Below are 22,787 nucleotides of genomic sequence, written 5' to 3' on the forward strand. Positions count from 1 at the left end.
TCCCGATGCGCGAGGGGATCGCCCTCGCGAAGATCAATGCTCCCGCCGTTTGAAGGCGAGGTTCAGTTCCTTGAAGCCGTCGAGGAAGATCGACCGCGCATGGCGCGGCGCCCCGATCACCTGCGGATCGTCGATGCGCCGGGCGATCTCGCCGAGCATCACCGTCAGGTTCAGCCGCGCCTGATGCATGCCGACGCAGAAATGCGGCCCCGCGCCGAACGTGCGGTAATGCCGGCGGGTGTTGGCGGGCGGGCGCGTAATGTCGAACCGTTCGGGCTCGGCGAAGAAGCGCTCGTCGCGGTTGGGGGAGCCGAGCAGGCAGACCAGTTTGTCCCCCGCCGCCACCCGCTCGCCGCCGACCTCCGTCTCGCCCGTCGCGGTGCGGCGCAGATAGACCACCGGATTGCGGTAGCGCAGCACCTCCTCCACCGCGGCATCGACCAGCGAGGGATCGGCCTGCAGCATCCGGTACTGCTCGGGATGCCGCCAGAATTCAAACATCGCCCAGCTGAGCGTGTTGCGCGTCGTCTCGATGCCGCCGACGATCAGATTGTTGAAAAAGCGCCCGAAATCGCGGTCGCTCAACCGCTCGCCATCGATCTCGGCGGCCAGGATGCGCGTGGTCAGCGTGTCGCCGGGGTTCGCCCGCTCGCGCGCCGCCAGCGCCTCGCCGTAATCGATCAGCGCGATGGAGGCCATGAAGCCCTCCGCCCGGTCGCGCGCGAAATCGGGGTCGTCCGCCATGATCAGCGTGTCGGTCAGGTCGACGATGTGCTGGCGGTCCGCGTCGGGCACGCCCAGCACCATGCACATGACGCGCAGCGGCAGCTGGATCGCGACTTCGCTGACGAACTCGCACGATCCCCGGTCGATCACCCGGTCGACGATCTCGGCGGCGATCGCCTGCATCTGCGGCAGCCGCTCCTCCAGCGCCTGCGTGCGGAACGCGCCTTCCACCAGCGCGCGGTGGCGGCGATGGTCGGGCGGGTCCTTGAAGGTGAGCGACTGGCGCTGGTCCGCCAGGATCTCGGCCGGGAAGTCGTCCAGCAGCGGTCCCTCGCCGCTCGAGAACAAGGCCGGCGATTTCAGCACATGGTCGATATCCGCCTGCTGCAACACCAGCAGATGCCGCCCGGTGGCGAAGCCGTCCGCCTCCCACAGCACGCGATGCTCGCGGCGGAGCGCATCCAGCCGGTCGCGCGGCATGCCGCCCGCGAACGTGTCGAGATCGAGGAACGACCGCACCGGGCAGCCGCTCAACCCCGCCCCGCTCACGCCCGCCCCGCTCACGATTGCAGCACGGCCGGCTCGCCCGCCAGCAGGATCGTCTTGGATTCCAGATAGGGCAGCAGCCCGTCGCGCCCGCCCTCGCGGCCGAGGCCCGATTGCTTGAACCCGCCGAAGCCGATCATGAAATCGGTGCGGAAGGCATTGTGGCCGACCGTGCCCGTCCGCATCGCCCGCGCGACGCGATAGGCGCGATCGACATCGTCGGTGAACACCGCGCCGTTCAGGCCGAAATCGCTGTCATTGGCGATGGCGACGGCATGATCCTCGCTGTCCGCCGGGATCAGGCTGACGACCGGCCCGAAAATCTCCTCCCGCGCGACGACCATGTCGTTGGTCACGTTCCCCAGCACCGTCGGCGCCATGTAGAAGCCGCGGTCCAGCCCCGCCGGCCGGTCGCCCCCGCAAATCACGGTCGCCCCTTCCGCACGGCCCTTGGCGACATAATCGCGCACCCGGTCATATTGCCGCCCCATCGCCAGCGGCCCCAGATGGCTGCCGTCGTCATAGGGGTCGCCCACCTTCAGCCGGCCGAACGCGCCCGCCAGCGCCTCGGCAATCTCGCCGTGGCGCGCGCGCGGCACGACGATGCGGGTGAGCGCCGCGCAGACCTGGCCGGACATCATCGCGGTGGATTGCGCCAGCGTCTCGGCGAGCGCGCCGGCATCATAATCGTCGAGCACGATCGCGGCGGATTTGCCGCCCAGCTCCAGCGTGCAGCGCGCGATCCGCTCGCCGCAGATGGAGGCGATCTTGCGGCCCGCCGCACTCGATCCGGTGAAGCTCACCTTGTCCACGCGGGCGTCGCGCACCATCCGCTCGGAGACGGCACGGTCGGCGGTGACGACGTTGAGCACGCCCGGCGGCAGCCCCGCGGCCTCCGCCACCTCGGCCAGCACATAGGCATCGAGCGGCGCTTCGGGCGATGCCTTCAGCACCACGGTGCAGCCCGCCAGCAGCGCCGGCGCCACCTTCAGCGCGGCCAGCATCAGCGGCGCATTCCACGGCACGATCGCCAGCACCACGCCGACCGCCTCGCGCGCCAGCAGGCCGACGCCGACGCCGTCGATGGGCTGATGCCGCTCGACGAACGGGAAGCTCTCGGCCAGCGCGCCATAATAATGGAAGAAGCCGCCCGCCGCCGCCGCGCTCACCTGCGCGTGGCGGTGGAGGATGCCCATCTGGTTGGTCCAGATATGCGCCAGCTGCTCGCCCCGCTCGGACAGGCCCATGGCGATGCGGTGGAGATAGCCCGCCCGCTCGGCCGGCGACAGGCGCGGCCACGGGCCGGTGTCGAACGCCGCGCGCGCCGCCGCTACCGCGCGGTCGGCATCCGCCTCCGCCGCCTCGGCCACGCGTGCGACGATCGCCTCGTCATGCGGCCGCGTGATGTCGAACCGCGCCGCGCTCGACGCCTCCACCCAATCCCCGCCGATGAAGAAGCGATCGGGGTGCGCAAGCGTGATCGTGTCGGGGGCGCTGGCCAAACTCTCTCTCCGATTCTGGACGATGGTCCAAGGCCATCGATTTTGGTCGTTGTCGGTTGGAAATACACGCCTTATCCACGCATGTGGAGAGGGTAAGAACGACATGAATGCGAATTGCGTAGAGCGGGGCGCCAGCCACGATCACGGCGGCGTGCGCCGCGTCCACCGCCGGGTGGACGTGACGGCGGTCGCCGGGATCGACCAGCCGGCGGCGATGGCGGCGGAGATCCTGCTGCCGGAGGGCGATGCGCGCCCGCGCCTGCTGTTCGTCTGCCTGCCGGGCGGCGGCATGAACCGCCGCTATTTCGATCTGGCGACCCCGCCCGGCGAGGCGGAGGTCAGCTTCGCGCGTGCGATGCTGGCGCGCGGCCATGCCGTCGCCCTGCTCGATCCCCTCGGCGTGGGCGAGAGCACGGTGCCCGACGACGCCTTCCTGCTCCATCCCGACAACATGGCCGCCGCCATCGCCGTCACCGCGCGCGAGATCCTCGGCGCCTTGCGGGGCGGCACGCTGGCGGAGGGCTATCCCGCGCTGCCGGACATCCGCTCGATCGGCACCGGCCACAGCTTCGGCGCGCTGCTGACGACGATGCAGCAGGCGGCGGACCCGATCCATCTCGCCGTCGCCTTGTTCGGCTTCCAGCATCGCGGCCTGCCCGACTATCTCTCCGACGCCGAGCGCGCGCTGCCCCCGGCCGAGGCGCGCGCGCGGCTGATCGAGCTGGCGCGTGCCCGCTCGCCCGATCCGTTCATCACGCTGCAGGCGCCGCCCAGCAAGCGGGCCATCTCGCTCAGCGCTGCGATGGACCGGGTGCTGACCACGCCCTCGCTGATGGCGCTGCTGCCGGATGCCGGCGCGCCCGATGCCGCCGCGCTCGACGTGCCCGTGCTGCTGGCGCTCGGCGACGGCGACATGCACGATCAGCCCCACGCCGCCCCCGCCCTCTACCGCGGCAGCCCCGACGTCACCTTGCTGGTGCTGCAGGATACGCGCCACAACCACTTCATCTATCCCAGCCGCACCCGCCTGTTCGACCGGGTCGAGCGCTGGGCCTCGTCGTTGGCCGACGCCGGATAGAAGCAAGACAGGAACGGGAGAGCCGCATGGATCAGGGATCGCCGCTTGCCCGGCTGCGCGTCGTCGAGGTGGGGCACGGCATCGCCGCGGCCTATGCGGGCAAGATGCTGGCCGATGCGGGCGCGGCGGTCACGCTGGTCGAGCCGAAGGGCGGCAGCCCGCTCCGCCGCCGCAAGGCCGCCGCCGCGATGGGCCGCGCGGACCCGCTCGGTCCCGGTGAGACGGGCGCGCTCTTCACCCATCTCAACCGCGCCAAGCGGATCGCCGCGCACGCCGATCTCGCCGCGCTCCTGCCCGCTGCGGACCTGCTGATCGACGATGGCGGGCTCGCCGCGCTCGGCCTCGACCCCGGGCGGCTCCGCGCCGATCACCCGGCCTTGTCCATCGTCGCGATCAGCCCCTGGGGCGCCGACGGTCCTGCCGCCGCCACCCCCGCCACCGAATTCACCCTCCAGGCGGAGACGGGCAGCCTCCATTCGCGCGGCTATGCCGATCGCCCGCCGCTGGCGACCGGCGGCGAGCTTGGCGACTATATCGCCGGCAGCTTCGCCGCGGTCGCCGCGCTTGCCGCGTGGCGCCTCGCCCGCAGCGACGGGCGCGGCCACCATATCGACCTGTCCGAATTCGAGGCGATGACGCTCTGCCTCCAGGCCTATCAGTCGATCCATGGCGAGCTGGAACCGGGCAAGCTCGCCGCCACCACGCTCGACGTGCCTTCGATCGAGCGGGCGAGCGACGGCTGGGTCGGCTATGCCACGATCACCGATCAGCAATGGCGCAACTTCGCGCGCATGATCGGCCACGCCGAGCTCGGCGAGGATGACGACATTCGCTTCGGCAACCAGCGCTTCGCCGCGCTGGATCGCATCCAGCCGCTCATCTCCGCCTACACGCAGACCCGCACCGTCGAGCAGCTGGTGGCGGAGGCGCTGGCGCTGCGCATCCCGGTGACGCCGCTCGGCGATGCGACGACGGTGCGCGACATGGATCATTTCCGCGCCCGTGGCGTGTTCGCGCCGGTGCCCGAGGGCCATGAGGAACCGCGCCCGCCCTACCAGATCACGACACCCGCCGATGCCACCCCGCCGCCGCCCGCTTTGCCGGCGCAGGCTGGCGCGGCCCTCGCCGGCCTCCGCGTGCTCGATCTCTCCGCCTTCTGGGCGGGGCCGATGGCGGGCTTCGTGCTGGCCGCGCTCGGCGCCGACGTGCTCAAGGTGGAGTCGGTCCAGCGGCCGGACGGGATGCGCTATGCCGGCGGCTTCGCCCCGCGGGATCGGCCGATGTGGGAATGTTCGCCCGTCTTCCTCGGCGCCAATGCCGGCAAGCAGGGCATCACCCTCGATCTGACGCGGGCCGACGGCGTCGCTCTGCTCAAGCGCCTGATCGCCGACAGCGACGTGCTGATCGAGAATTTCTCGCCGCGCGTGATGGAGGGCTTCGGGCTCAGCTGGGATGTCGTCCATGCCCTCAATCCGCGCCTCGTCATGCTGCGCATGCCCGCCTTCGGCCTCGACGGGCCGTGGCGCGATCGCACCGGCTTCGCCATGACGATGGAGCAGGTCTCGGGCATGGCCGCGCTCACCGGCTATCCGGATCGCCCGCCCGTGCCGCCACGCGGCTGCGTCGATCCACTCGGCGGCGTGAACGGCGCCTTCGCCACGATCTGCGCGCTGGAACTGCGCGCGCAGGACGGCCGCGGCCGGCTGGTCGAAGCGAGCCTGGCGGAGGCGGGCATTGCCGTCTCGGCGGAGGCGGTGATCGACCGGCAGGTCTATGGCAGCCACCTCGAACGCTCGGGCAATAGCGGGCCGGGCGCGGTGCCGCAGGGCGTGCTGCCGACGCGGGACGGGGCCGGCATCGCGCTTTCCATCGTCGATGACGCCGCGTGGGCCGCCCTGCTCGCCCTCGCCGACGATCCCGAGCTCCGCCGCGCGGCATGGCAGGCGGCCCCCGGCCGCCGCGCCGACGAGGCGGAGATCCTCGACCGCCTCGCCAGCTGGACCGCAGAGCGCGATGCCGCCTCGCTGGTCGAGGCGCTGCTCGCCGCCGGCATCGCCGCCGCCCCCTTGCGCAACGTCCGCCTGCTGGCCGGCCATCCGCAGCTCGTCGCGCGCGGTTTCTTCAATCGGATGGATCATGCGGTGGTCGGCCCGATCGGCTTCCCCAACCTGCCCTTCCGCATCGACGGCGCCTATCCCCCGCTCACCCGCCCCGCCCCGCTGCTGGGCGAGCATAACGAAGCCGTGCTGCGCGCCCGCTCGGGCCTCGACGATGCGGCGCTCGCCGCGCTGGCGAAGGACAGGATCATCGGCACCCGCCCGGTGCAGGCATGAGGGCGGTCGTCCTCGCCGCCGCCGGCGGGCCGGAGCAGCTCCACCTGCGCACCCTGCCCGATCCGGTGCCCGGCCCCGATGACGTGCTGGTCCGCGTCCGCGCCTGCGGCGTCGCCCACCGCGACCTGATCGAGCGGCGCAGCGCGCCGCTCGGCATGGTGCTGCCGATCGTGCAGGGCCACGAATTTGCCGGCGAAGTCGCCGCGGTCGGGGCGAACGTCACCGAATGGTCGGTGGGTGACCGCGTCCTCAACCTCTACACCGCCGCCTGCGGCCAGTGCGAAGCCTGCCGGGCGGGCGAGCCGCGCCGCTGTCAGGCAATCACCGAGGCGTATGGCCTGACGGTGAATGGCGGCTATGCCGAGCTGGTCCGCGTGCATCGCAGCGCGCTGGTGCGGCTGATCGACGGCATTGCCTGGCCCGTCGCCGCCACGCTGATGAGCGCGCTCGGCGTCGGCTACAACAATGTCGTCCACAAGGCACGCGTGAGGCCGGGCGAGCATGTGCTGGTGACGGGCGCCAGCGGCGGCGTCGGCCTGGCGGCGCTGCAGGCGGCGAAGCTGCGCGGCGCGCACGTCTGGGCGGTGACGGGCAGCGCCGCGAAGGAAGATCGCCTGCGCGCGATGGGCGCCGACGAGGTGATCGTCGACGATGGCACCACCATCCACAAGCAGGTGCGGGGCAAGCGCCGGCAGGGCGTGGACGCCGCCATCGACTGTGTCGGCTCGCCCACGCTCAACGGCACGCTCCGCGCGGTCCGCCCCTATGGCCGCGTCGTCGCCATCGGCAATGTCGATCCCGCGCCGCTCCAACTCAATGTCGGCCTGCTCGTCGTCGGCGCGATCGACCTGCTCGGCTCGGACAATGTCACCCTGGAAGCGCTTGCCGAGCTGATGCCGCTGGTGCGCGACGGCACGCTCGCCGCGACCATCGACGAGACGATCCCGCTCGACCGCGTCGCCGATGCGCATCGCCGACTGGAGGCGCGCGAGGCGTTCGGCCGCATCGTCATCAACCTGAGCCTGCCCACGACGGAGTTCACGCAATGAAGGCCCTGGTGATCGGCGGCAGCGGCCCCACCGGCCCGCACATCGTCGAGGGCCTGCGCGCCCGCGGCTACCGCGTCGCGGTGCTGAACCGCGGCGTCCACCCGATCGCGCTGGCGCAGGATGTCGAGGTGATCCGCGGCGATCCCCACTTCCTCGATCCCCTCCGCGAGGCGCTGGGCACGCGCAGCTTCGATCTCGTCGTCGCCAGCTACGGCCGGCTCGGCATCGTGGCGGAGGCGCTGGCGGGCCGCGCCGGGCGCTTCATCGGCATTGGCGGCTTCGTCGGCTATCGCGGCTTCTACGTCCCCGCGGCGAACCGCCCCTCCGGCCTGCCCATCCCCACGCCCGAGGATGCGCCGCTCGTCACCGACAAGGCCGATCATGCCTTCGCCGCCCGCGTCGCCGCCGCCGAGGCCGCCGTCCTCGCGCATCATCCGAGCGCGACGATCCTGCGCTACCCCTATGTCTATGGGCCGCGCCAGCTGGTGCCGCGCGAATGGTCGGTGGTGCGGCGCGTGCTCGACGGGCGGCGCAGCATCGTGCTGATCAACGGCGGCATGGGCCTGCTGATGCATGGATTTGCCGAGAACATCGCCCACGCGGTCATGCTCGTGGTGGATCAGCCCGGCGTCGCCGCCGGTCGCATCTATAACTGCGGCGACGAGGTGCAGCTCGATCTCCGCCAGTTCGTCGAGGTGGCGGCCGACGCGCTCGGCGTCAGGCTGGAGATCGCCTCCGTGCCCGATACGCCCGCCACCCGCCGCGCCGCGCTCGCGCCGCTCACCGATCACAAGCTGATGGACCTGAACCTGATCCGGCACGAGCTCGGCTACCGCGATGTCGTGCCCACGCTCGAGGCCGTCGCCCGCACCGTCCGCCACTACCGGGACAATCCGCTGGAGCGCGGCGGCGAGATCGAGCGGCGCATGCTCGACGTGTTCGATTATGCGGCGGAGGATCGGCTGATCGATCTCGCCCGCCGCTTCGCCGACGAGGCCGCGGCAGTCGAGGTGATCGCCCCCGACGATGCCCACCCTTATGCCCACCCGAAGGAGCAAGGCTTGCAGCGAGATCATCGTGGCCGCTGATCCCGGCGCCCTCGCCCGCATGTTCCGCGCGCGCCGCATCGCGGTGATCGGCGCGTCGGATCGCAACCCCTTCTCCGCGCCGGTCATCCGCAACTTCGATCGTTTCGGCTTTGCGGGCGAGGTGATGCTGGTCAATCCGCGCGGCACCCCCGTGCAGGGCCGCCCGACGCTCCGCCACGTGCGTGAGCTGGATGGCGGCGCCGACGCCGCCTTCGTCTGCGTGCCCTCTCACCTCGTGCTGGAGACGGTGGCCGAGGCGTGCGACGCGGGCGTCACCGGCCTCGTCATCGTCTCGTCGGGCTTCGCCGAGGTGGGTGGCGAGGGCGCCGCGCAGCAGGAGGCGCTGCGCCGCCTCGCGCGGGAGCGGAACGTGGCTCTGCTCGGGCCCAATGCGCTCGGCTTCGTCAACTTCGTCGATAACGTGCCGCTCTCCGTTCTCGAACGGCAGAATATGCGCGGCAGCTTCGGCATCGCATCCGTGTCGGGCTCGGTCGGCGGCTATCTCGCCAAGATCGCCGACGCGCAGGGGCTCGGCCTGTCGCACATGGTGCTGGCGGGGAATGAGGCGGGCGTGACCATCGCCGACATCCTCGATTTCCTCGTCGACGATGAGGATACGCGCTCCATCGGCGTCTTCCTCGAGGCGGTCTACGATCCCGCCCGCTTCGCCGCCGCGGCCGAGCGGGCGCTGCGCGCAGGCAAGCCGATCGTGCTGCTGAAAGCGGGGCGCAGCGCCAACACCGCGCAGCTCGCCGCCGCGCATACCGGCGCGCTGGTGGGCGAGGATCGCGCCTTCGATGCGGTGGCGCGCGAACTCGGCATCGCCCGCGTCGACAGCTACGAGGATCTGATCGCCACCGCGCGCCTGCTGGAGGCGACCGGCCCCGTCGCCCGGCCCGGCGTCGCCGCGCTGACCATTTCGGGCGGCTCGGGCGAGGTGCTGTCCGATCTGGCGGGCAGCGCCAATATCAGCTTTCCCGCCTTCTCGCCTGCGGTGCGGGCCGAGCTGGACGGCATCGTCTCGGGCTTCGGCACCGCGTGCAATCCGCTCGATCTGACCGGCGCGGCGCTCGCCAACCCCGCTCTGTGGGAGCGCCTGCTCACCGCCATCGCCGCCGATCCGGAGATCGGTCTTGCGCTCTGCATCTGGGATCTGCCCGTCGGCGGCGAGCCCGAGTGGATCGTCCAGACGCTCGACGCCATCGCCCGCGGCTACAAGGCGCATGAACGCGTGCCGCCGCTGGTGACGACGGTGGCGGAGCCGGTGACGCCGGTCGGTCGAGACGCGCTCGCCGCCGCTGGCCTGCCCGGATCGGTCGCGGGCCTCAAGGCCGCCGCCACCGCGCTCGCCCACCTGCGCGACTGGAGCCGCCGCGCGCTCGATCCGCGGCCCGTCAGCCTTGCGGTCAGCAGCGGACCGGCCCCATCCCCCGCACCCCGCCCACACGGCGAACGCGCGCTGCTGGGGTGGCTGGACGCGCACGGCGTACCCGTCATTCCGATGCGCCTCGCTGCCGATGCGGAGGCCGCCGTCGTCGCCGCGGACGCGACCGGCTATCCCGTCGCGCTCAAGATCGCCGCCCCCGCGCTGGCCCACAAGAGCGACTTGGGCGGCGTCGCGCTGAACCTCGCCGATGCCGCCGCCGTGCGCGCCGCCGCGGCCGACATGATCGCCCGCATCGGCGCGGGCCATGCCGTGGAGGGCGTCACCGTCTCGCCGATGCGCCGGCCGCTGGCCGAACTGATCGTCGCGATCACGCGCGATGCCGTGTGGGGTCCGATGCTCGTCCTCGGCCTGGGCGGCGTCTGGGTCGAGCTGCTGGACGACAGCGTCATGTTGCCGCTCCCCGCGACGCCCAACCGGATCGTCGCCGCGCTCCGCTCGCTCAGGGCCGCGCCCCTGTTCGACGGCGCGCGCGGCCGCCCGCCGGTCGCGCTCGAACCCGTCGCGGAGGCGATCGCCGCCATCGCCACCGGCGCGCTTGCGCTCGGGCCCGATCTCGCCACGCTGGAGATCAATCCGCTGGCGCTGCTGGCGGACGGCGTCGAGGCGATGGATGCGTGGGGCGAGTGGACGGCATGAAACCCCAAGTGTTCGCTTTGATCGAGCCGTTCGCCCGCGTGATCGCCGCCGATGCCGCGGGTGCATTCGAGATGGTCGGCCCGTGGAGCGACCTGAGCGCTGCGGAGGCCGCGCAGGTCCGCGTCGCCTTCTCCTCCGGCATCGACCGGTTCGATGCGGACCTGCTCGCGCAATTGTCTGGCTTGCAGGAGATCGTCGTGTTCGGCGCGGGCCAATCGGGCATCGACCTGGCCGAGACCACGCGGCGCGGCATCCGGATCAATGCCGCGGGGGCGACGCATGCCGGCGACGTCGCCGAACATGGCGTCGCCATGATCCTTGCGCTCCGCCGCAATCTGCTCGGCGCGGACAGCTTTGTCCGCTCGGGCGCGTGGGCCTCGGGCCGCATGCCCAGCACGCGGCGGCTGGCGGGCTCGCGCGTCGGCATCGTCGGGCTCGGCCATATCGGCCGCGAATGCGCGCGGCGGCTGGACGCGCTCGGCTGCGACGTGCGCTGGTGGGGGCCGAACCCCAAGCCCGACGCCGGCTGGCCACGCGCGGAGTCGCTCCTCGATCTCGCGCAGACCACGCAGATCCTCGTCATCGCCGCCTTCGCGCATGACGAGACGCGCCACCTGATCGGCCAAGCGGAGATCGACGCGCTCGGCCCCGACGGCCTGCTCGTCAACCTGTCCCGCGGCTTCGTGGTGGACGAGGACGCGCTGATCGCGGCGCTCCGCGACGGTCGCCTCGGCCAGGCCGCGCTCGACGTGTTCGAGACGGAACCGACCCCGCCCCAACGCTGGGCCGACGTGCCGAACCTCCTCCTCTCGCCCCACAGCGCGGGCGACACGGTGGAATCGATTCTGGCACTGCGTCAGCGTGCCGTGCGCGAGATCGCCGCCGCCCTCGAGCGTTAACGCTCCGCCGCCATGTCCCGCGCGGCGAGATAGGCGAACACCATGCTCGATCCGATCGGGTTGCCGCCGCCCGGATAGGCCTCGCCACTCACCGCCGCCATCGAATTGCCTGCCGCATAGAGGCCCGGAATGACGCGCCCCTCGCCGTCCAGCACGCGCGCGCGTGCGTCCGTGCGCATGCCGCCCTTGGTGCCGAGGTCAGACAGGCCGAAGGCGGCGGCGTGGAAGGGCGGCCTGGCGATGGGCGCGAGCGGCACCGCCCCGCCCGTGAACATGCGGTCGAACGCCTCCACCCCGCGCTCGAAATCCGGATCCTCGCCGCGCTCGGCATGGCAGTTATGCCGCTCCACCGTCGCTGCCAGCGCGTCCGCCGGCACGCCGATCGCGTCGGCCAGCCCGCTGAGCGTCGGCGCGCTGCGCCACAGGCCGGCGGCGCGATAGTCCTCGGCGGGCGCGAAGGGCAGGTTCGGGAACTGGATCGGCGGCATGCCCCCGTCCCGATCGTCATAGACCAGCCAGAAGGGCAAGGTCAGCCGCCCCTCCTTCACGCGCGCGATGATCTCGCGCCCCGCCCGGTCATAAGGCAGCGATTCGTTGATGAAGCGCCGCCCGTCCTGATCGACGAAGATGCCGCCGTCAAAGCCCAGCGTGAAGCTCGCCGTCCCGTCCGGCTGCATCAGCCCGGGCGACCACCACGCCTGGTCCATCAGGTCCACGTCCGCGCCGATCGCCATGCCGGCCTTCAGCGCCAGCCCCTTGTTTCCCGGCGGCCCCATCGCGCCCGCCACGTCGCCCGCCACGCCGAAGCGCGCGCGCAACTCCGCATCATGCTCGAACCCTCCGGCCGCGACGACGATGCCCGCATGCGCGCGGATGCGGCGCACGCCCTCGGGCGTCTCCATCACCGCGCCGGTCACGCGATCCCCCTCGCGCACGAACTCGACCAGCTCGTGCCGCAGGCGGAGTGCGGCATTCGGCATCTTCGACAAGGCGAGCAGGAAGCGCCCGATCAGCGCCTGCCCCGCATCCAGCATCTCGGGCGCGGGCTGCCCCCGCCGTTCCTCGCCCAGCGCCGCGCGGAGCGAGCCGCGCAGGTCCCCCAGCGCCGCGCCGTCGAGCGACATCGGCATGATGTGCCGCCCGCTCTCCCGCGCCTTGGGCACCCGGCCGTAATAATCGGGCCAGGGATAGACGATGAACTCGAACCCGGGATCCTGCTCCAGATAGTCGATCAGTTTGCGGCCCGTCTCCAGATAGGCATCCTGCACGTCGCGCGGCGTCCGGTCGCCCACCACCGCGCGGTAATAATCGCGTGCATCCTCCATCGTGTCGTCGTCGCCCGCGCGCCGCAGCACCGCATTGCAGGGGAACCACATGCCGCCGCCCGAATAGGCGCTGGTGCCGCCGAAGCGGTCGGTCGCCTCGGCGAGGATCACGCGCAGCCCCTCGCGCGCGGCGGTATAGGCGCCCGTCATGCCGCCCGCGCCGGAGCCGACGACCAGCACGTCGCATTCCTCGTCCCACACCGGCATGGCCTTCTCCGCTCTCTCGTTTGCCGCATTTCGCCACGCGCCGCCGCCCGCGTCCACCGGAAAGCGGGCGCCTCAGGCGAGGTTGTTGCGCCCCGTCGCATGTTCGGCGGCCAGCATGCCGAACGTCATCGCCGGCGCGATCGTCGCCCCCGCCCCCGGATAGGCGCGGCCCATCACCGACGAACTCGTATTGCCGATGGCGTAGAGCCCCGGCAGCGGCCGCCCGCTCGTGTCCAGCACCGCGCCATTGACGTCGGTGACGAGCCCGCCGCTGGTGCCGATATCGCCGGGATCCACGCGCAGCGCATAGAAAGGCGGCTTGGCCAGCGGCGCGAGGTTCGGGTTCAGGCCCGCCTTCGGGTCGCCGTAATAACGGTCATAGGGATTGTCGCCGCGGCCGAAATCCTCGTCCTTGCCGTTGCGGGCGAAGCGGTTGAACCGCTCCACCGTGGCGATCAGGCGGGCGGGCGGCACGCCGATCTGCTGCGCCAGGTCGTCGATGCTGTCGGCCTTGTGGAGGATGCTGCGCACCTCCTTCGACAGGAAGGCATCGGGCAGCGGCATCACCGGCCCCATCGGATAACGCGCGCGAAACACCTGATCGAACAGCACCCAGGACGGCGCCGTGCCGGCACCCGGCCGGTCGCACGCGATCATCTGCGATCCGACGATGTGATAGGAGGCGGCTTCGTTGGTGTAGCGCTCGCCCGCCTGGTTGACGATGATCGCGCCGGGCAGGCCACGCTCGAAGAACAGGGGCCGCGCACGGTCCTCGCCGGGCACGGAGACGCTCGGCGCCCACCACGCCGCGTCCATCCGCTCGGTCGCCGCGCCGATCCGCGTGGCGGCGACCAGCGCGTCGCCCTCGTTATAGGGCTGGCCGCCGCTCCACCCCGCATCGGGTGAGGCGGTCAGGTGCTCGCCGCGCAGGCGCCCGTTTCGCTCATAGCCGCCCGCCGCCAGGATCACGCCGCGCGCGGCCCGGATGATGCCCGCCTTGCCGCCCGACACCACCTCCGCGCCGACCACGCGGCCATTCTCGACGATCAGGTCCTTGAGCGCGGTGTTCAGCTCCAGCGGCACGCCGCGCGCCTCCAGCGCCAGCCACAGCCGCCCGATCAGCGCATTGCCGCTCGTCAGGAAGCGCGACCGAGGCGAGCGGACACGCTGGCGCACATCCGAATAATAACGCCACAGCACCCGCGCCAGGCTGCGCTGCCACCCCTTGGAGCGCGAGATGAGCGGCGCCGCCTCCGATGCGGTCCACGTGATCTTGCCGAACAGCATGGCCGACTGGTGCGTCGGCCACATCCGCTCCAGCGCGTCGCCCAGCAGCCGCCCGTCGAGCGGATGCGGCTCGTGGCTGCGATAACCGAGGCGCCCGCCCGGCTGCTCGGCATGGTAATCGGTATAGGGGATGGCGTCGTAGCGCAGGCCCGCACGCTCCTCCAGGTAACGCAGCATGCGCGGTGCCGCCTCCACGAAGGCACGGATGCGCTCGGGCGCGACATCGCCGGCGAGCGACCGGATGTAGCGGATCGCGTCCTCGTCATTATCCTCCTGCCCCGCCGCCGCGACACGGTGGCTGTTCGGGATCCACAGCACGCCGCCCGACGTGGCGGTGGTGCCGCCGAACCGATCGCCTTTCTCGATCACCAGCACGTCCGCGCCGCGATCCGCCGCGACGACCGCCGCCGTCAGCGCCCCGCCGCCCGATCCGACGATGAGGATATCTACTTGCCGGTCCATGATCGCGCGCTCACTCCCCTGCCTGTCCGTGACCATAGAGCCCCGTCCGCGCCTGGCGAGCGTCCCCTTTTTGCCGCCGCCGGATGCTGCGGCGATCTGGCCACGCGCTTGGGCGTTGCGGCGTAGGATTCCGACGCTACGAACCGCTCCGGCTCTTTTCCAAGGCTCGGACCCACCCCTTGGCCGTCCTACAGGTCCGGTGTCGGGAAAGGGCGTCTGAGTGCCAACTTCGTCAATTAATGCCCGGCGGCACCATCGCGCGCAGCGCCGCACGGTCGATCTTGTCCATATGGTTGCGCGGGATCGCCGCCACCGCGACGATGCGGCGCGGCAACTTATAGGCGGCCAGCCGCTCCGCCAGCCGCGCGGCGAGGCTCGCCTCGTCCAGCACGCCGTCGCGCGGCGTCACCGCCAGCACCGGCACCTCGCCCATCCGCTCGTCCGCGACTGCAATGGCGGCGGCGTCGATCACGTTCGGATCGGCTTGCGCGGCATGCTCGATCTCCGTCAGCGAGATATTCTCGCCCCCCGAGATGAGGATGCTCCGCCGCCGGTCGATCACGAACAGCACGCCGTCTTGATCGAGATAGCCGATGTCGCCCGTATGCACCCAGCCGTCGCGGAACGTCTCCGCCGTCTCCTCCGGCAGGTTGCAATAGCCCGTCGCCGCGCACGCTCCGCGCACGAGGATCTCGCCAGCTTTGCGTGCCGGCAGCGGCGCGCCCGCCTGGTCGGCGATGCGCAGGTCGATCGCGGGCACCGGCCGGCCCGAGCAGCCGGGCTTCTCAACCAGCAGGCGCAGGCTCGCGCTGCTCACCGGCCCGCCCACCTCCGTCTGACCGAAGCCGCAGCCGAAGCCTGCATTGGGGAACATCGCGCGCACGTCGTCGAACAGGCGCGGCGGCAGCGCCTGCCCGCCGACGCCGAGCCCCTGGAGCGAGGACAGGTCGCGGCTGCCGTCATGCGCGCGCAGCAAATCCCACAGCATGGCGGGCGATCCGGATGTCGCCATTACCCGCTCGCGCTCGATCAGCGCCAGCGCCTCGGCCGCGTCCCACCGGCCCATCAGCACCATCTTGCCGCCTGTGCGCAGGAAAGTGAGGAAATCGGAATTTAGCCCCGCGACATGGAAGAGCGGATAGGGCGTCAGCACCGACGGCTGCATGGCCGCGAGCCCCGCCAGCACCTCGCGCGGCAGATGGCGCGTCGCGTCATGCATCGCGCTCGCGCGGGAGAAGGCAATGTTCATCAGCGCCGCGACGACGCCCCGATGGCTGTGCATCGCGCCCTTGGCCCGCCCCGACGTGCCCGTGGTGAAGATCACCGCTGCCTCGTCCATGGGATCGATGTCGGCGATCTGCAGCGGCTCGCTCCCGCCGGTCGCCACGCCGTCGTCCACGTCGATCAGATCGACCGGACATGTCGCCAGTGCCTGTGCCCGCCGTGCATCCGCCACGACCAGCCTACACCCCGCATCTTCGACCGCGGCGGCAAGGTCCGCGGGCGTGCCGCGGCTGTTGACCAGCACCGCGCTCGCCCCGCCCGCCGTGATCGCGACGAAGGCGATCAGCCATTCGGGCCGGTTGCGCATGGCGATGGCGATCCGCTCGCCCCGCCGTGGTGCGATCCGCCGCCGCATCGCCTCGGCCGCGGCATAGAATTGGGCAAAGGTGTAGCGCTGATCCTCGAAGACGAGGAACTCGCGTGGTCCGAAGCGCGCCGCGCTCTCGGCATAGATCGCGCCGAGGCTCGCAGGCGCGGTGCGGAACAGGCGCGTGCCGTCCGTATCCTCGACGATCTCATACTCCGCACCTGGGGCGGTCAGCGCGGCGAAGGCATCCTGCATCTGGCCCAACCTCACTGCGCCACCCTGAACAGGCGTGCCGCGTTTCCCCGGAGAAACTTGCGTCGCACCTCGTCGCGGAACGGCACGCCCGGCAATTCGGCGAAGATCCGCTCGAGGCTCAGCCCCGAGGGGTAATAGCCCGCATACATCACCTGGTTCGATCCGCGCGTATTGGCGAAGTCCACGATCGCCTTGGGATAATGTTTCGGCGCGAAGGCGCTCGTCGAGTAATAGAGGTTCGGATATTTCAGCATCAGCTTCACCGCCAACGCCTCCCACGGCTCCGCCCCGTGGCGCATGACGAACTTCAGCTCCGGGAAGAACCAGCAGACCTCGTCCACCAGTTCGACCCGCTGCGGCGCCATCGGCAGCCGCGGCCCTGGCACGCCGACATTGACCATGATTGCCAGATCGAGCTCACAGCACAGGCTGTAGATCGGCCACATGCGCTTGTCGTCGATCGGCACCTGCGGCACCACGCCGCACGGAAAGATGGACAGCGCGTCGATGCCATGATCGGCATGGAGCCGGCGGATCCGGCGCACCTCCTCCACGCCCCGATTGGGATCGATCTGCAGCTCGAACAGCACGCGGTGGCGGTAGCGCGCGGCAACGTCGGCGGTGACCGGCGAGCCTTCGTTGAAGCCCATCATTGCGATTTCGATGCCGAACCGGTCCATCAGCGCGAAGGTGTGATCGGTGAAGCCGTCGATCTTGGACAGGTCGGGAATGCCCTTGAACATATATTGCGCGGGCATCTTGAAGCTCTCGCGGCTTTCGGCATCGCGCAGCAGCGGCAGGAAGGGCGCATACCATTCCGTGTTGCTCAGGCTCACCGGGATGTTCAGCGACAGGTCGATCACCGCGTGCGAGGCCGAACCCATGCGATCACTCTCCCAAAGCACGCCCGGCTGATATTGGGCCGGAGCGCGGGGTTCAACGCGGGCCGACGTGCGGCCTGCCTTGATGGCCGGAAAAGCAAAGCCGCACGGATCGGCGATGGCGCCGCGCTAGGTCCGCCGCCTTGTGCCGTGCCAAGCGCGGGCCGAGCAGGGAGCGATTGGCCATGAAAATTCTCATCGTCGGCGGCACGGGCATGATCGGCGGCCACGCCGCGCTCCACCTCGCCGGCCGCGGCCATGCGGTGACGCTCGCCGCCCGCCGCAAGCCCGCGCCCGGCACCGCGATCGACGGTCTGCCCGTGCTGATCGGCGACTATGCCGCGGGAGACTTCGCGACCGCCGACCTCAGCGGCTTCGACGCGCTGATTTTCGCTGCTGGCAACGACATCCGCCACCTGCCCGAAGGCACGCCGGCCGAGGATCATTATCACGAGGCGAACACGGTCCAGATACCCCGCTTCTTCGAGCGCGCGCGCGACGGCGGCATCGAGACGGCGATCTATATCGGCAGCTTCTACCCTCAGGCCGCGCCGCACGTCGTGGACGGCGATCCCTATCTCATGTCGCGCAAGGCGGCGGACGAGCGGGTGCGCGCGCTGGACGCGCCGGGCTTCCGCGTGTGCAGCCTGAACGCGCCGGTGATGGTCGGCGCCTATCCGGGGCTCGCCGTGCCCTTCTTCGATGCATACTTCGCCTATGCGCTCGGCCTACTGGATCCGATGCCGGTCTTCTGCCCGCCCGGCGCGTCCAACTTCATGTCCGTCCGCTCGCTGGCGGAGGCGATGGAAGGCGCGATCGCGCGGGGCGCGGGCGGCACCGCCTATCTCGTCGGCGACGATGACATGACCTACCAAGACTATTTCCACCTCTTCTTCGAAACGGTCGGCAGCCCGCTCCGCCCCAAGGTGCGCGACGAGGAGCATCCGCTGCTGCCCGACGCGGCACAGCCCGCCGGCCGCGGCGGCGTGATACGCTATGAGCCCACCCCGGCCGAGACGGCGCTGCTCGGCTATCGCTGCGGCGACGTGCGCAGCGCGGTCGAGGCGCTCTACGACGACTATAAGCGGCGTCACCGCATGGCGTGAGCCGCTGGCCACATATGCAAAGCCGGGCCGTTCCATGCCGCAGCTTCGGCTTCGGCGCGGCACCGGGCCGCGTTACTCCTCATCCATGATCGAGACCGCCCCGCCGCCCTTGGATTATGATCCGTTCGACTATCGGCAGCATGACGATCCCTATCCCGTCTACCGCCGCCTGCGCGACGAGGCGCCCGTCTTCCACAACAGCCGCTACGATTTCTACGCGCTGTCCCGGTACGACGATTGCCAGCGCGCGGTGCGCGACTTCAAGACCTTCACCAGCGCGCAAGGCACGTCTCTCGAAGAGCTGAAGGCGCAGGTGGAGCTGCTGATCAACACCGATCCGCCGGTGCACAGCCGCCTACGGCATCTGACCGCAGGCCTGTTCACGCCGGCCAGGGTCGCCCCTCTCGAGGCGGCGGTGCGCGACATGGCGCGCGCGCTGATCGCGCCGCACCTCGCCGCCGGGCGGATCGACATCATCGATGATTTCGCCGCCCGGCTGCCCATGGCGATCATCTGCCGCCTGCTCGGCTTCCGCCGCGAGGACGAGGATCTGCTGCGCGGCTGGACGGACACGGTGGTCCACCGCGACGAGGGCGTGTTCGCCATGCCCGACGAGGGCATGCAGGCGACGCTGAAGCTCTACGATTATTTCAACGCGGAGCTGGCCGATCGCGCGCGCGGCGCTTCGCGCGAGGATATCATCGGGCTGCTGATGGCGGCACAGGCGGAGGGCCGGATCGATCATCAGGGCGTGCTCGGCTACATCTACATCCTGTCGATCGCTGGCAATGAGACGACGACCAAGCTGATCGGCAACATGTGCTACCAGCTGCACCGCCACCCCGATCAGTTTGCCGAGGTGCTGGCGGATCGCAGCCTGATTTCCGGCCTCGTCGAGGAGACGATGCGCTTCGATGGCCCCACGCAGATGATGGCGCGCACGACGACGCGCGACGTGGCGCTGCACGATCGCGTCATCCCGGCGGGCAAGAAGGTCGCGCTGATCTTCACCAGCGGCAATCGCGATGAGCGCCATTACGAGCACGCTGAGCGCTTCGACGTGCATCGCAACCCGCGCGATCATCTCGGCTTCGGCGGCGGCCTGCACGCCTGTCTCGGCGCCGCGCTCGCCCGGCTGGAGGCGCGCGTGGCGATGGAGGAGCTGCTCTCCACGCTCGGCTACTTCGCCGTCGAGGAGGAGGGCCTTGCGCGGATGCATTCGCCGAACGTCCGCGGCTTCACCCACCTGCTCGTCCGCTTCGTCGCCCGCTGACCGTCGGAGATCCCATGCCGAGCGTCACCTTCCTGCCCGTGGACGCGCCGCCCATCATCGCGGAGCTGCTGCCCGACATGACATTGATGGAGGTGGCGCTGATCAACGACGTGCCCGGCATCATCGGCATGTGCGGCGGCATCTGCTCGTGCGCAACCTGCCACGTATATGTCGCGGCGGACTGGGCGGACCGCCTGCCCGCCATGACGCAAGAGGAACGCGCGATGGTCGACGCGCTCGACCGGGCCGGCCCGACCAGCCGCCTCGGCTGCCAGGTGCGGCTGGAGCCCGGACTCGACGGGCTGACGGTGCGCGTCGCCTTACCCGAATGACTGATCTCCGAGGGGAGCCGAACATGAGCGATCCATGGTCCTATGCCGGCAAACGCTGCATCGTCGTCGGCTGCTATTCGGGGATCGGTGAGGCGACAGCGCGTGAGCTGGTGCGGCTTGGTGCGGAGGTGCACGGGCTCGACCTCAAGGAGAGCCCGGTCGCGCTCGCCTCCTTCACCCCCTGCGACCTGCGCGACACCGCGCAGATCGACGCGGCGCTGGACGGCATCGAGGGCCACGTCGATACGCTGTTCTACTGCGCCGGCCTGCCGCAGACCTTTCCCGCGATCGAGATCCTCCAGGTCAATTTCCTCAGCGCCCGCTACCTTGTCGAGCGGCTGCGGCCGAAGCTGCGGCAGGGATCGGCCATCGCGATCATCGCCTCGACCGCCGGCAACGGCTATCCGGAGCGCATGCCGCTGATCCGTGAGGCGATCGCCACGCCGGATTACGAAGCCGGACTCGCCTGGGGCCGGCAGCATCTAGATGGACAGGGCGATCCCTACATGTTCGCCAAGGAAATCGTGATCGTCTGGGGGCTGCTGCAGGCACAGACGCTGATCAAGCAGGGCATCCGCCTCAACCTGCTCAGCCCCGGCCCGACCATCTCGGGCATGACCAAGGATTTCGAGGCGGTGTCGAGCGCGGCGATGATCGACGTCTTCACCGCGCCGATCGACCGCCGCGCCGCTGCCGCCGAGCAGGCCTATCCGCTGATCTTCCTCAACAGCGATGCCGCCAGCTACGTCAACGGGCTGAACCTCGTCGCGGACGGCGGCTTCACCTCGGGCGTGATGCTGGGCACGATCGACGTGCCCGCCCTGCTCACCCAAGTGACCGGCTGACCGCGCGTCAGGACAGGAGCAGCCCGGCGCTGCGCGGCATGGCCGTGGGCACCACGATCCGCGTCTGCGCGCGGCGATGGCGCTTGCGATAATCCTGCGGCGTCTCGCCCGTCAGCTTGCGGAAGGCGACGGACAGGCTGCTCGCGCAGGAGAAGCCAAGCGCGGCGGCGATCTCCTTCATCAGCATGTCCGTATCCGCCAGCAACGCCTTGGTCTTGCTCAGCCGCACCTGCTCGACATAGGTGTAGACGGTGATCCCGGTCGTCTGCTTGAACGCGCGGGTGAGGTGGCGCAGGCTGAGGCCGACCAGCTCGCTCAGCTCGGACAGAGACGGGCAGCGATCGCCCTCCTCCACCGCCTCCTTGATCAGCCGGAGGTGACGGCGTGCCAGGCCGCCGCGATAGCCGACATCGCCCTGGCTGTGCACCGAGACGTAGCGCGCGAACTGGATCAGCAGCGCGATGCCGAGCGATTCCGCCAGCGTCTCGCGCGCAAGGCCGGGAGAGGCCAGCTCCTCGCCAACCAATGTCATCAGCTCGATCATCTCGCGCCGGCGGACGTTGAGGAACGTGGACAGCGCGCCGCGATCATAGACGTCGCAGGCGCCGCCATAGACGCCCAGCGCCTCCGTGGTGAAGACGCAGCGGACGACCTGCTCGGGCCGGCAGCGGGTCCGCACCTCCAGCGGCATGCCCGCGGGCAGGAACATCAGGCGGCCGATGCTGGAATAATCGCGCGCGCCGCCCGTCTTGTAGCGCCCCTCGCACGCGCCGAGCGACTGGACGCGCTGAAGCGCCAGCACATGGTCGGGCTCCTCATACACCTCGTAATCCGCCGCCGGCTGCATGTGCGTGGCCAGCTGAAGCGAGAAGAGCCGGGAATCGAGGCGCGCGACGGTTTCGTGGCTGTGGTGCGTTTCCATCCTCTCTCGCTCTTTTTATTTTGCGTAGTCGTGGATGCAAACTACCACGCAGCGCGCTATCCTCAAGAGCGTCGCGGCATGGTTTCGCATTTCGCCTGAGTGAAGCCGGCATCAGGAGAGGGAGAGAGGCATGACCAGGTCAAAGATCGTCGCCGTCGTCACCGGAGCCAGCCGCGGTGCGGGCGCAGGGCTGGCCATCGGCCTCGGACAGACGGGCGCGACCGTCTATGTCACCGGCCGCACGCAGGGCGCCGGGCAGTCGCGCTTTCCGGGTTCGATCGCCGAGACGGCGAACGCGGTGACCGCCGCCGGGGGCATGGGCATCGCGGTGTCGGTCGACCATGGCGACGATGCGCAGATCAAGGCATTGTTCGAGCGTGTGGCGGACGAGCAGCAGGGGCAGCTCGACATCCTGGTCAACAATGTCGCTTATATCGACGACGATCTGATCAATCCGGGCGTGTTCTGGGAGAAGCCGCTCGATCTCGTGAAGATCCTCGATATCGGCCTGCGCAGCCACTATGTCGCGTCTTACCATGCCGCCCCGCTGATGGTGGCGCGGGGGAGCGGGTTGGTCACCTTCTCCTCCTCCTTCGGCTCCGCCTGCTACATGCACGGGCCCGCCTACGGCGCGCAGAAAGTGGGCGTGGACAAGTTCGCCGCTGATATGGCCGTCGATTTCCGCGGAACCGGGGTCAGCGCCGTGTCGATCTGGATGGGTCCGCTCAAGACGCACCGCACCGCGATCGCGGCGGCGGCGCATCCCGAGCAATATGCCGAGTTCATGAAGGTGGCGGAATCGCCCGAATTCACCGGCCGCATCATTCGCGCCATCCACGACGATCCGAAGCGCGACGAGCTGTCCGGCCAGACGCTGATCGGCGCGGAGATCGCGCAGCGCTACGACATCACCGACGATGGCGGCGTGCGCCCGCCCTCCTATCGCGAGATGCTGGGCGAGCCGCGCATCCCCCACCCGGCGATCGTCCGCTAGCCG

Annotated in this window: 18 protein-coding genes; 11 read left to right on the top strand and 7 right to left on the bottom strand. The window is 70.3% G+C overall.

Annotation, left to right across the window (positions count from 1 at the left end):
- Positions 1–33: 33 nt before the first annotated feature.
- Both BM360_RS08105 and BM360_RS08110 read right to left on the bottom strand, forming a co-directional pair.
- On the bottom strand, positions 34–1,290 hold the full coding sequence (locus BM360_RS08105; protein ID WP_131819216.1) for a cytochrome P450: 1,257 nt from the start codon (positions 1,288–1,290) through the stop codon (positions 34–36).
- Entirely contained in the window at positions 1,287–2,774 is a 1,488-nt protein-coding gene (locus tag BM360_RS08110) for an aldehyde dehydrogenase (RefSeq protein WP_242653362.1), read from the bottom strand. The genes BM360_RS08105 and BM360_RS08110 overlap by 4 nt, the downstream gene beginning before the upstream one ends.
- A gap of 103 nt (positions 2,775–2,877) precedes the next feature.
- On the opposite strand from BM360_RS08110, the gene BM360_RS08115 reads away from it, so the two are divergent.
- From BM360_RS08115 to BM360_RS08140, 6 genes are read left to right on the top strand one after another with little or no spacing between them, the layout of a single operon-like run.
- On the top strand, positions 2,878–3,852 hold the full coding sequence (locus tag BM360_RS08115; protein ID WP_093313175.1) for an alpha/beta hydrolase: 975 nt from the start codon (positions 2,878–2,880) through the stop codon (positions 3,850–3,852).
- A 26-nt stretch (positions 3,853–3,878) separates the two neighbouring features.
- Complete coding sequence (locus BM360_RS08120) at positions 3,879–6,185, top strand: CaiB/BaiF CoA-transferase family protein (protein ID WP_093313177.1); 2,307 nt, start codon at positions 3,879–3,881, stop codon at positions 6,183–6,185.
- Positions 6,182–7,234: an alcohol dehydrogenase catalytic domain-containing protein gene (locus BM360_RS08125; protein WP_093313179.1), complete on the top strand. Its 1,053-nt coding sequence runs from the start codon at positions 6,182–6,184 to the stop codon at positions 7,232–7,234. The genes BM360_RS08120 and BM360_RS08125 overlap by 4 nt, the downstream gene beginning before the upstream one ends.
- Positions 7,231–8,322, top strand: coding sequence for an NAD-dependent epimerase/dehydratase family protein (locus BM360_RS08130; protein ID WP_093313181.1), 1,092 nt, complete (start codon positions 7,231–7,233; stop codon positions 8,320–8,322). The genes BM360_RS08125 and BM360_RS08130 overlap by 4 nt, the downstream gene beginning before the upstream one ends.
- Positions 8,312–10,405, top strand: a complete 2,094-nt coding sequence (locus tag BM360_RS08135) for an acetate--CoA ligase family protein (protein ID WP_165611239.1) — start codon at positions 8,312–8,314, stop codon at positions 10,403–10,405. Before BM360_RS08130 ends, BM360_RS08135 begins: the two co-directional genes overlap by 11 nt.
- Positions 10,402–11,304, top strand: a complete 903-nt coding sequence (locus tag BM360_RS08140; protein WP_093313186.1) for an NAD(P)-dependent oxidoreductase — start codon at positions 10,402–10,404, stop codon at positions 11,302–11,304. Before BM360_RS08135 ends, BM360_RS08140 begins: the two co-directional genes overlap by 4 nt.
- Here BM360_RS08140 and BM360_RS08145 read toward each other — a convergent pair.
- The 4 genes from BM360_RS08145 to BM360_RS08160 all read right to left on the bottom strand — a co-directional run bounded on the left by BM360_RS08145 (position 11,301) and on the right by BM360_RS08160 (position 17,315).
- Positions 11,301–12,836 (bottom strand): FAD-binding protein, encoded by a 1,536-nt coding sequence (locus tag BM360_RS08145; protein ID WP_093313904.1) that lies wholly within the window; start codon positions 12,834–12,836, stop codon positions 11,301–11,303. The two genes, BM360_RS08140 and BM360_RS08145, sit on opposite strands and share 4 nt — an antisense overlap.
- Before the next feature lie 72 nt (positions 12,837–12,908).
- A complete protein-coding gene (locus tag BM360_RS08150) occupies positions 12,909–14,585 on the bottom strand; it encodes an FAD-dependent oxidoreductase (protein ID WP_093313188.1) in 1,677 nt (558 codons plus the stop codon).
- A 232-nt stretch (positions 14,586–14,817) separates the two neighbouring features.
- The gene (locus tag BM360_RS08155; protein ID WP_093313906.1) at positions 14,818–16,431 is read right to left on the bottom strand and encodes a class I adenylate-forming enzyme family protein; all 1,614 of its coding nucleotides are present in this window, start codon (positions 16,429–16,431) and stop codon (positions 14,818–14,820) included.
- Positions 16,432–16,442: 11 nt separating this feature from the next.
- Positions 16,443–17,315 carry an amidohydrolase family protein gene (locus BM360_RS08160; protein WP_093313191.1) on the bottom strand — a complete coding sequence of 291 codons (873 nt, stop codon included), beginning with the start codon at positions 17,313–17,315 and terminating at the stop codon, positions 16,443–16,445.
- A 182-nt stretch (positions 17,316–17,497) separates the two neighbouring features.
- Here BM360_RS08160 and BM360_RS08165 point away from each other — a divergent pair, with 182 nt between their 5' ends.
- The 4 genes from BM360_RS08165 to BM360_RS08180 all read left to right on the top strand — a co-directional run bounded on the left by BM360_RS08165 (position 17,498) and on the right by BM360_RS08180 (position 20,868).
- Complete coding sequence (locus tag BM360_RS08165) at positions 17,498–18,418, top strand: NAD-dependent epimerase/dehydratase family protein (protein ID WP_093313193.1); 921 nt, start codon at positions 17,498–17,500, stop codon at positions 18,416–18,418.
- Between the two features lie 85 nt (positions 18,419–18,503).
- Positions 18,504–19,691 carry a cytochrome P450 gene (locus tag BM360_RS08170; RefSeq protein ID WP_165611240.1) on the top strand — a complete coding sequence of 396 codons (1,188 nt, stop codon included), beginning with the start codon at positions 18,504–18,506 and terminating at the stop codon, positions 19,689–19,691.
- Between the two features lie 14 nt (positions 19,692–19,705).
- Entirely contained in the window at positions 19,706–20,023 is a 318-nt protein-coding gene (locus tag BM360_RS08175; protein ID WP_093313197.1) for a 2Fe-2S iron-sulfur cluster-binding protein, read from the top strand.
- A 23-nt stretch (positions 20,024–20,046) separates the two neighbouring features.
- Positions 20,047–20,868: a coniferyl-alcohol dehydrogenase gene (locus tag BM360_RS08180; protein ID WP_165611241.1), complete on the top strand. Its 822-nt coding sequence runs from the start codon at positions 20,047–20,049 to the stop codon at positions 20,866–20,868.
- Positions 20,869–20,875: 7 nt separating this feature from the next.
- Here BM360_RS08180 and BM360_RS08185 read toward each other — a convergent pair whose 3' ends face one another.
- Entirely contained in the window at positions 20,876–21,790 is a 915-nt protein-coding gene (locus BM360_RS08185) for a helix-turn-helix transcriptional regulator (protein WP_093313200.1), read from the bottom strand.
- 130 nt (positions 21,791–21,920) lie between these two features.
- On the opposite strand from BM360_RS08185, the gene BM360_RS08190 reads away from it, so the two are divergent.
- Positions 21,921–22,784, top strand: a complete 864-nt coding sequence (locus tag BM360_RS08190) for an SDR family NAD(P)-dependent oxidoreductase (RefSeq protein WP_093313202.1) — start codon at positions 21,921–21,923, stop codon at positions 22,782–22,784.
- The last annotated feature ends 3 nt before the right edge of the window (positions 22,785–22,787 follow it).

It is taken from the genome of Sphingomonas jatrophae (genome assembly GCF_900113315.1).
Classification (GTDB): Bacteria; Pseudomonadota; Alphaproteobacteria; order Sphingomonadales; family Sphingomonadaceae; genus Sphingomonas_P; species Sphingomonas_P jatrophae.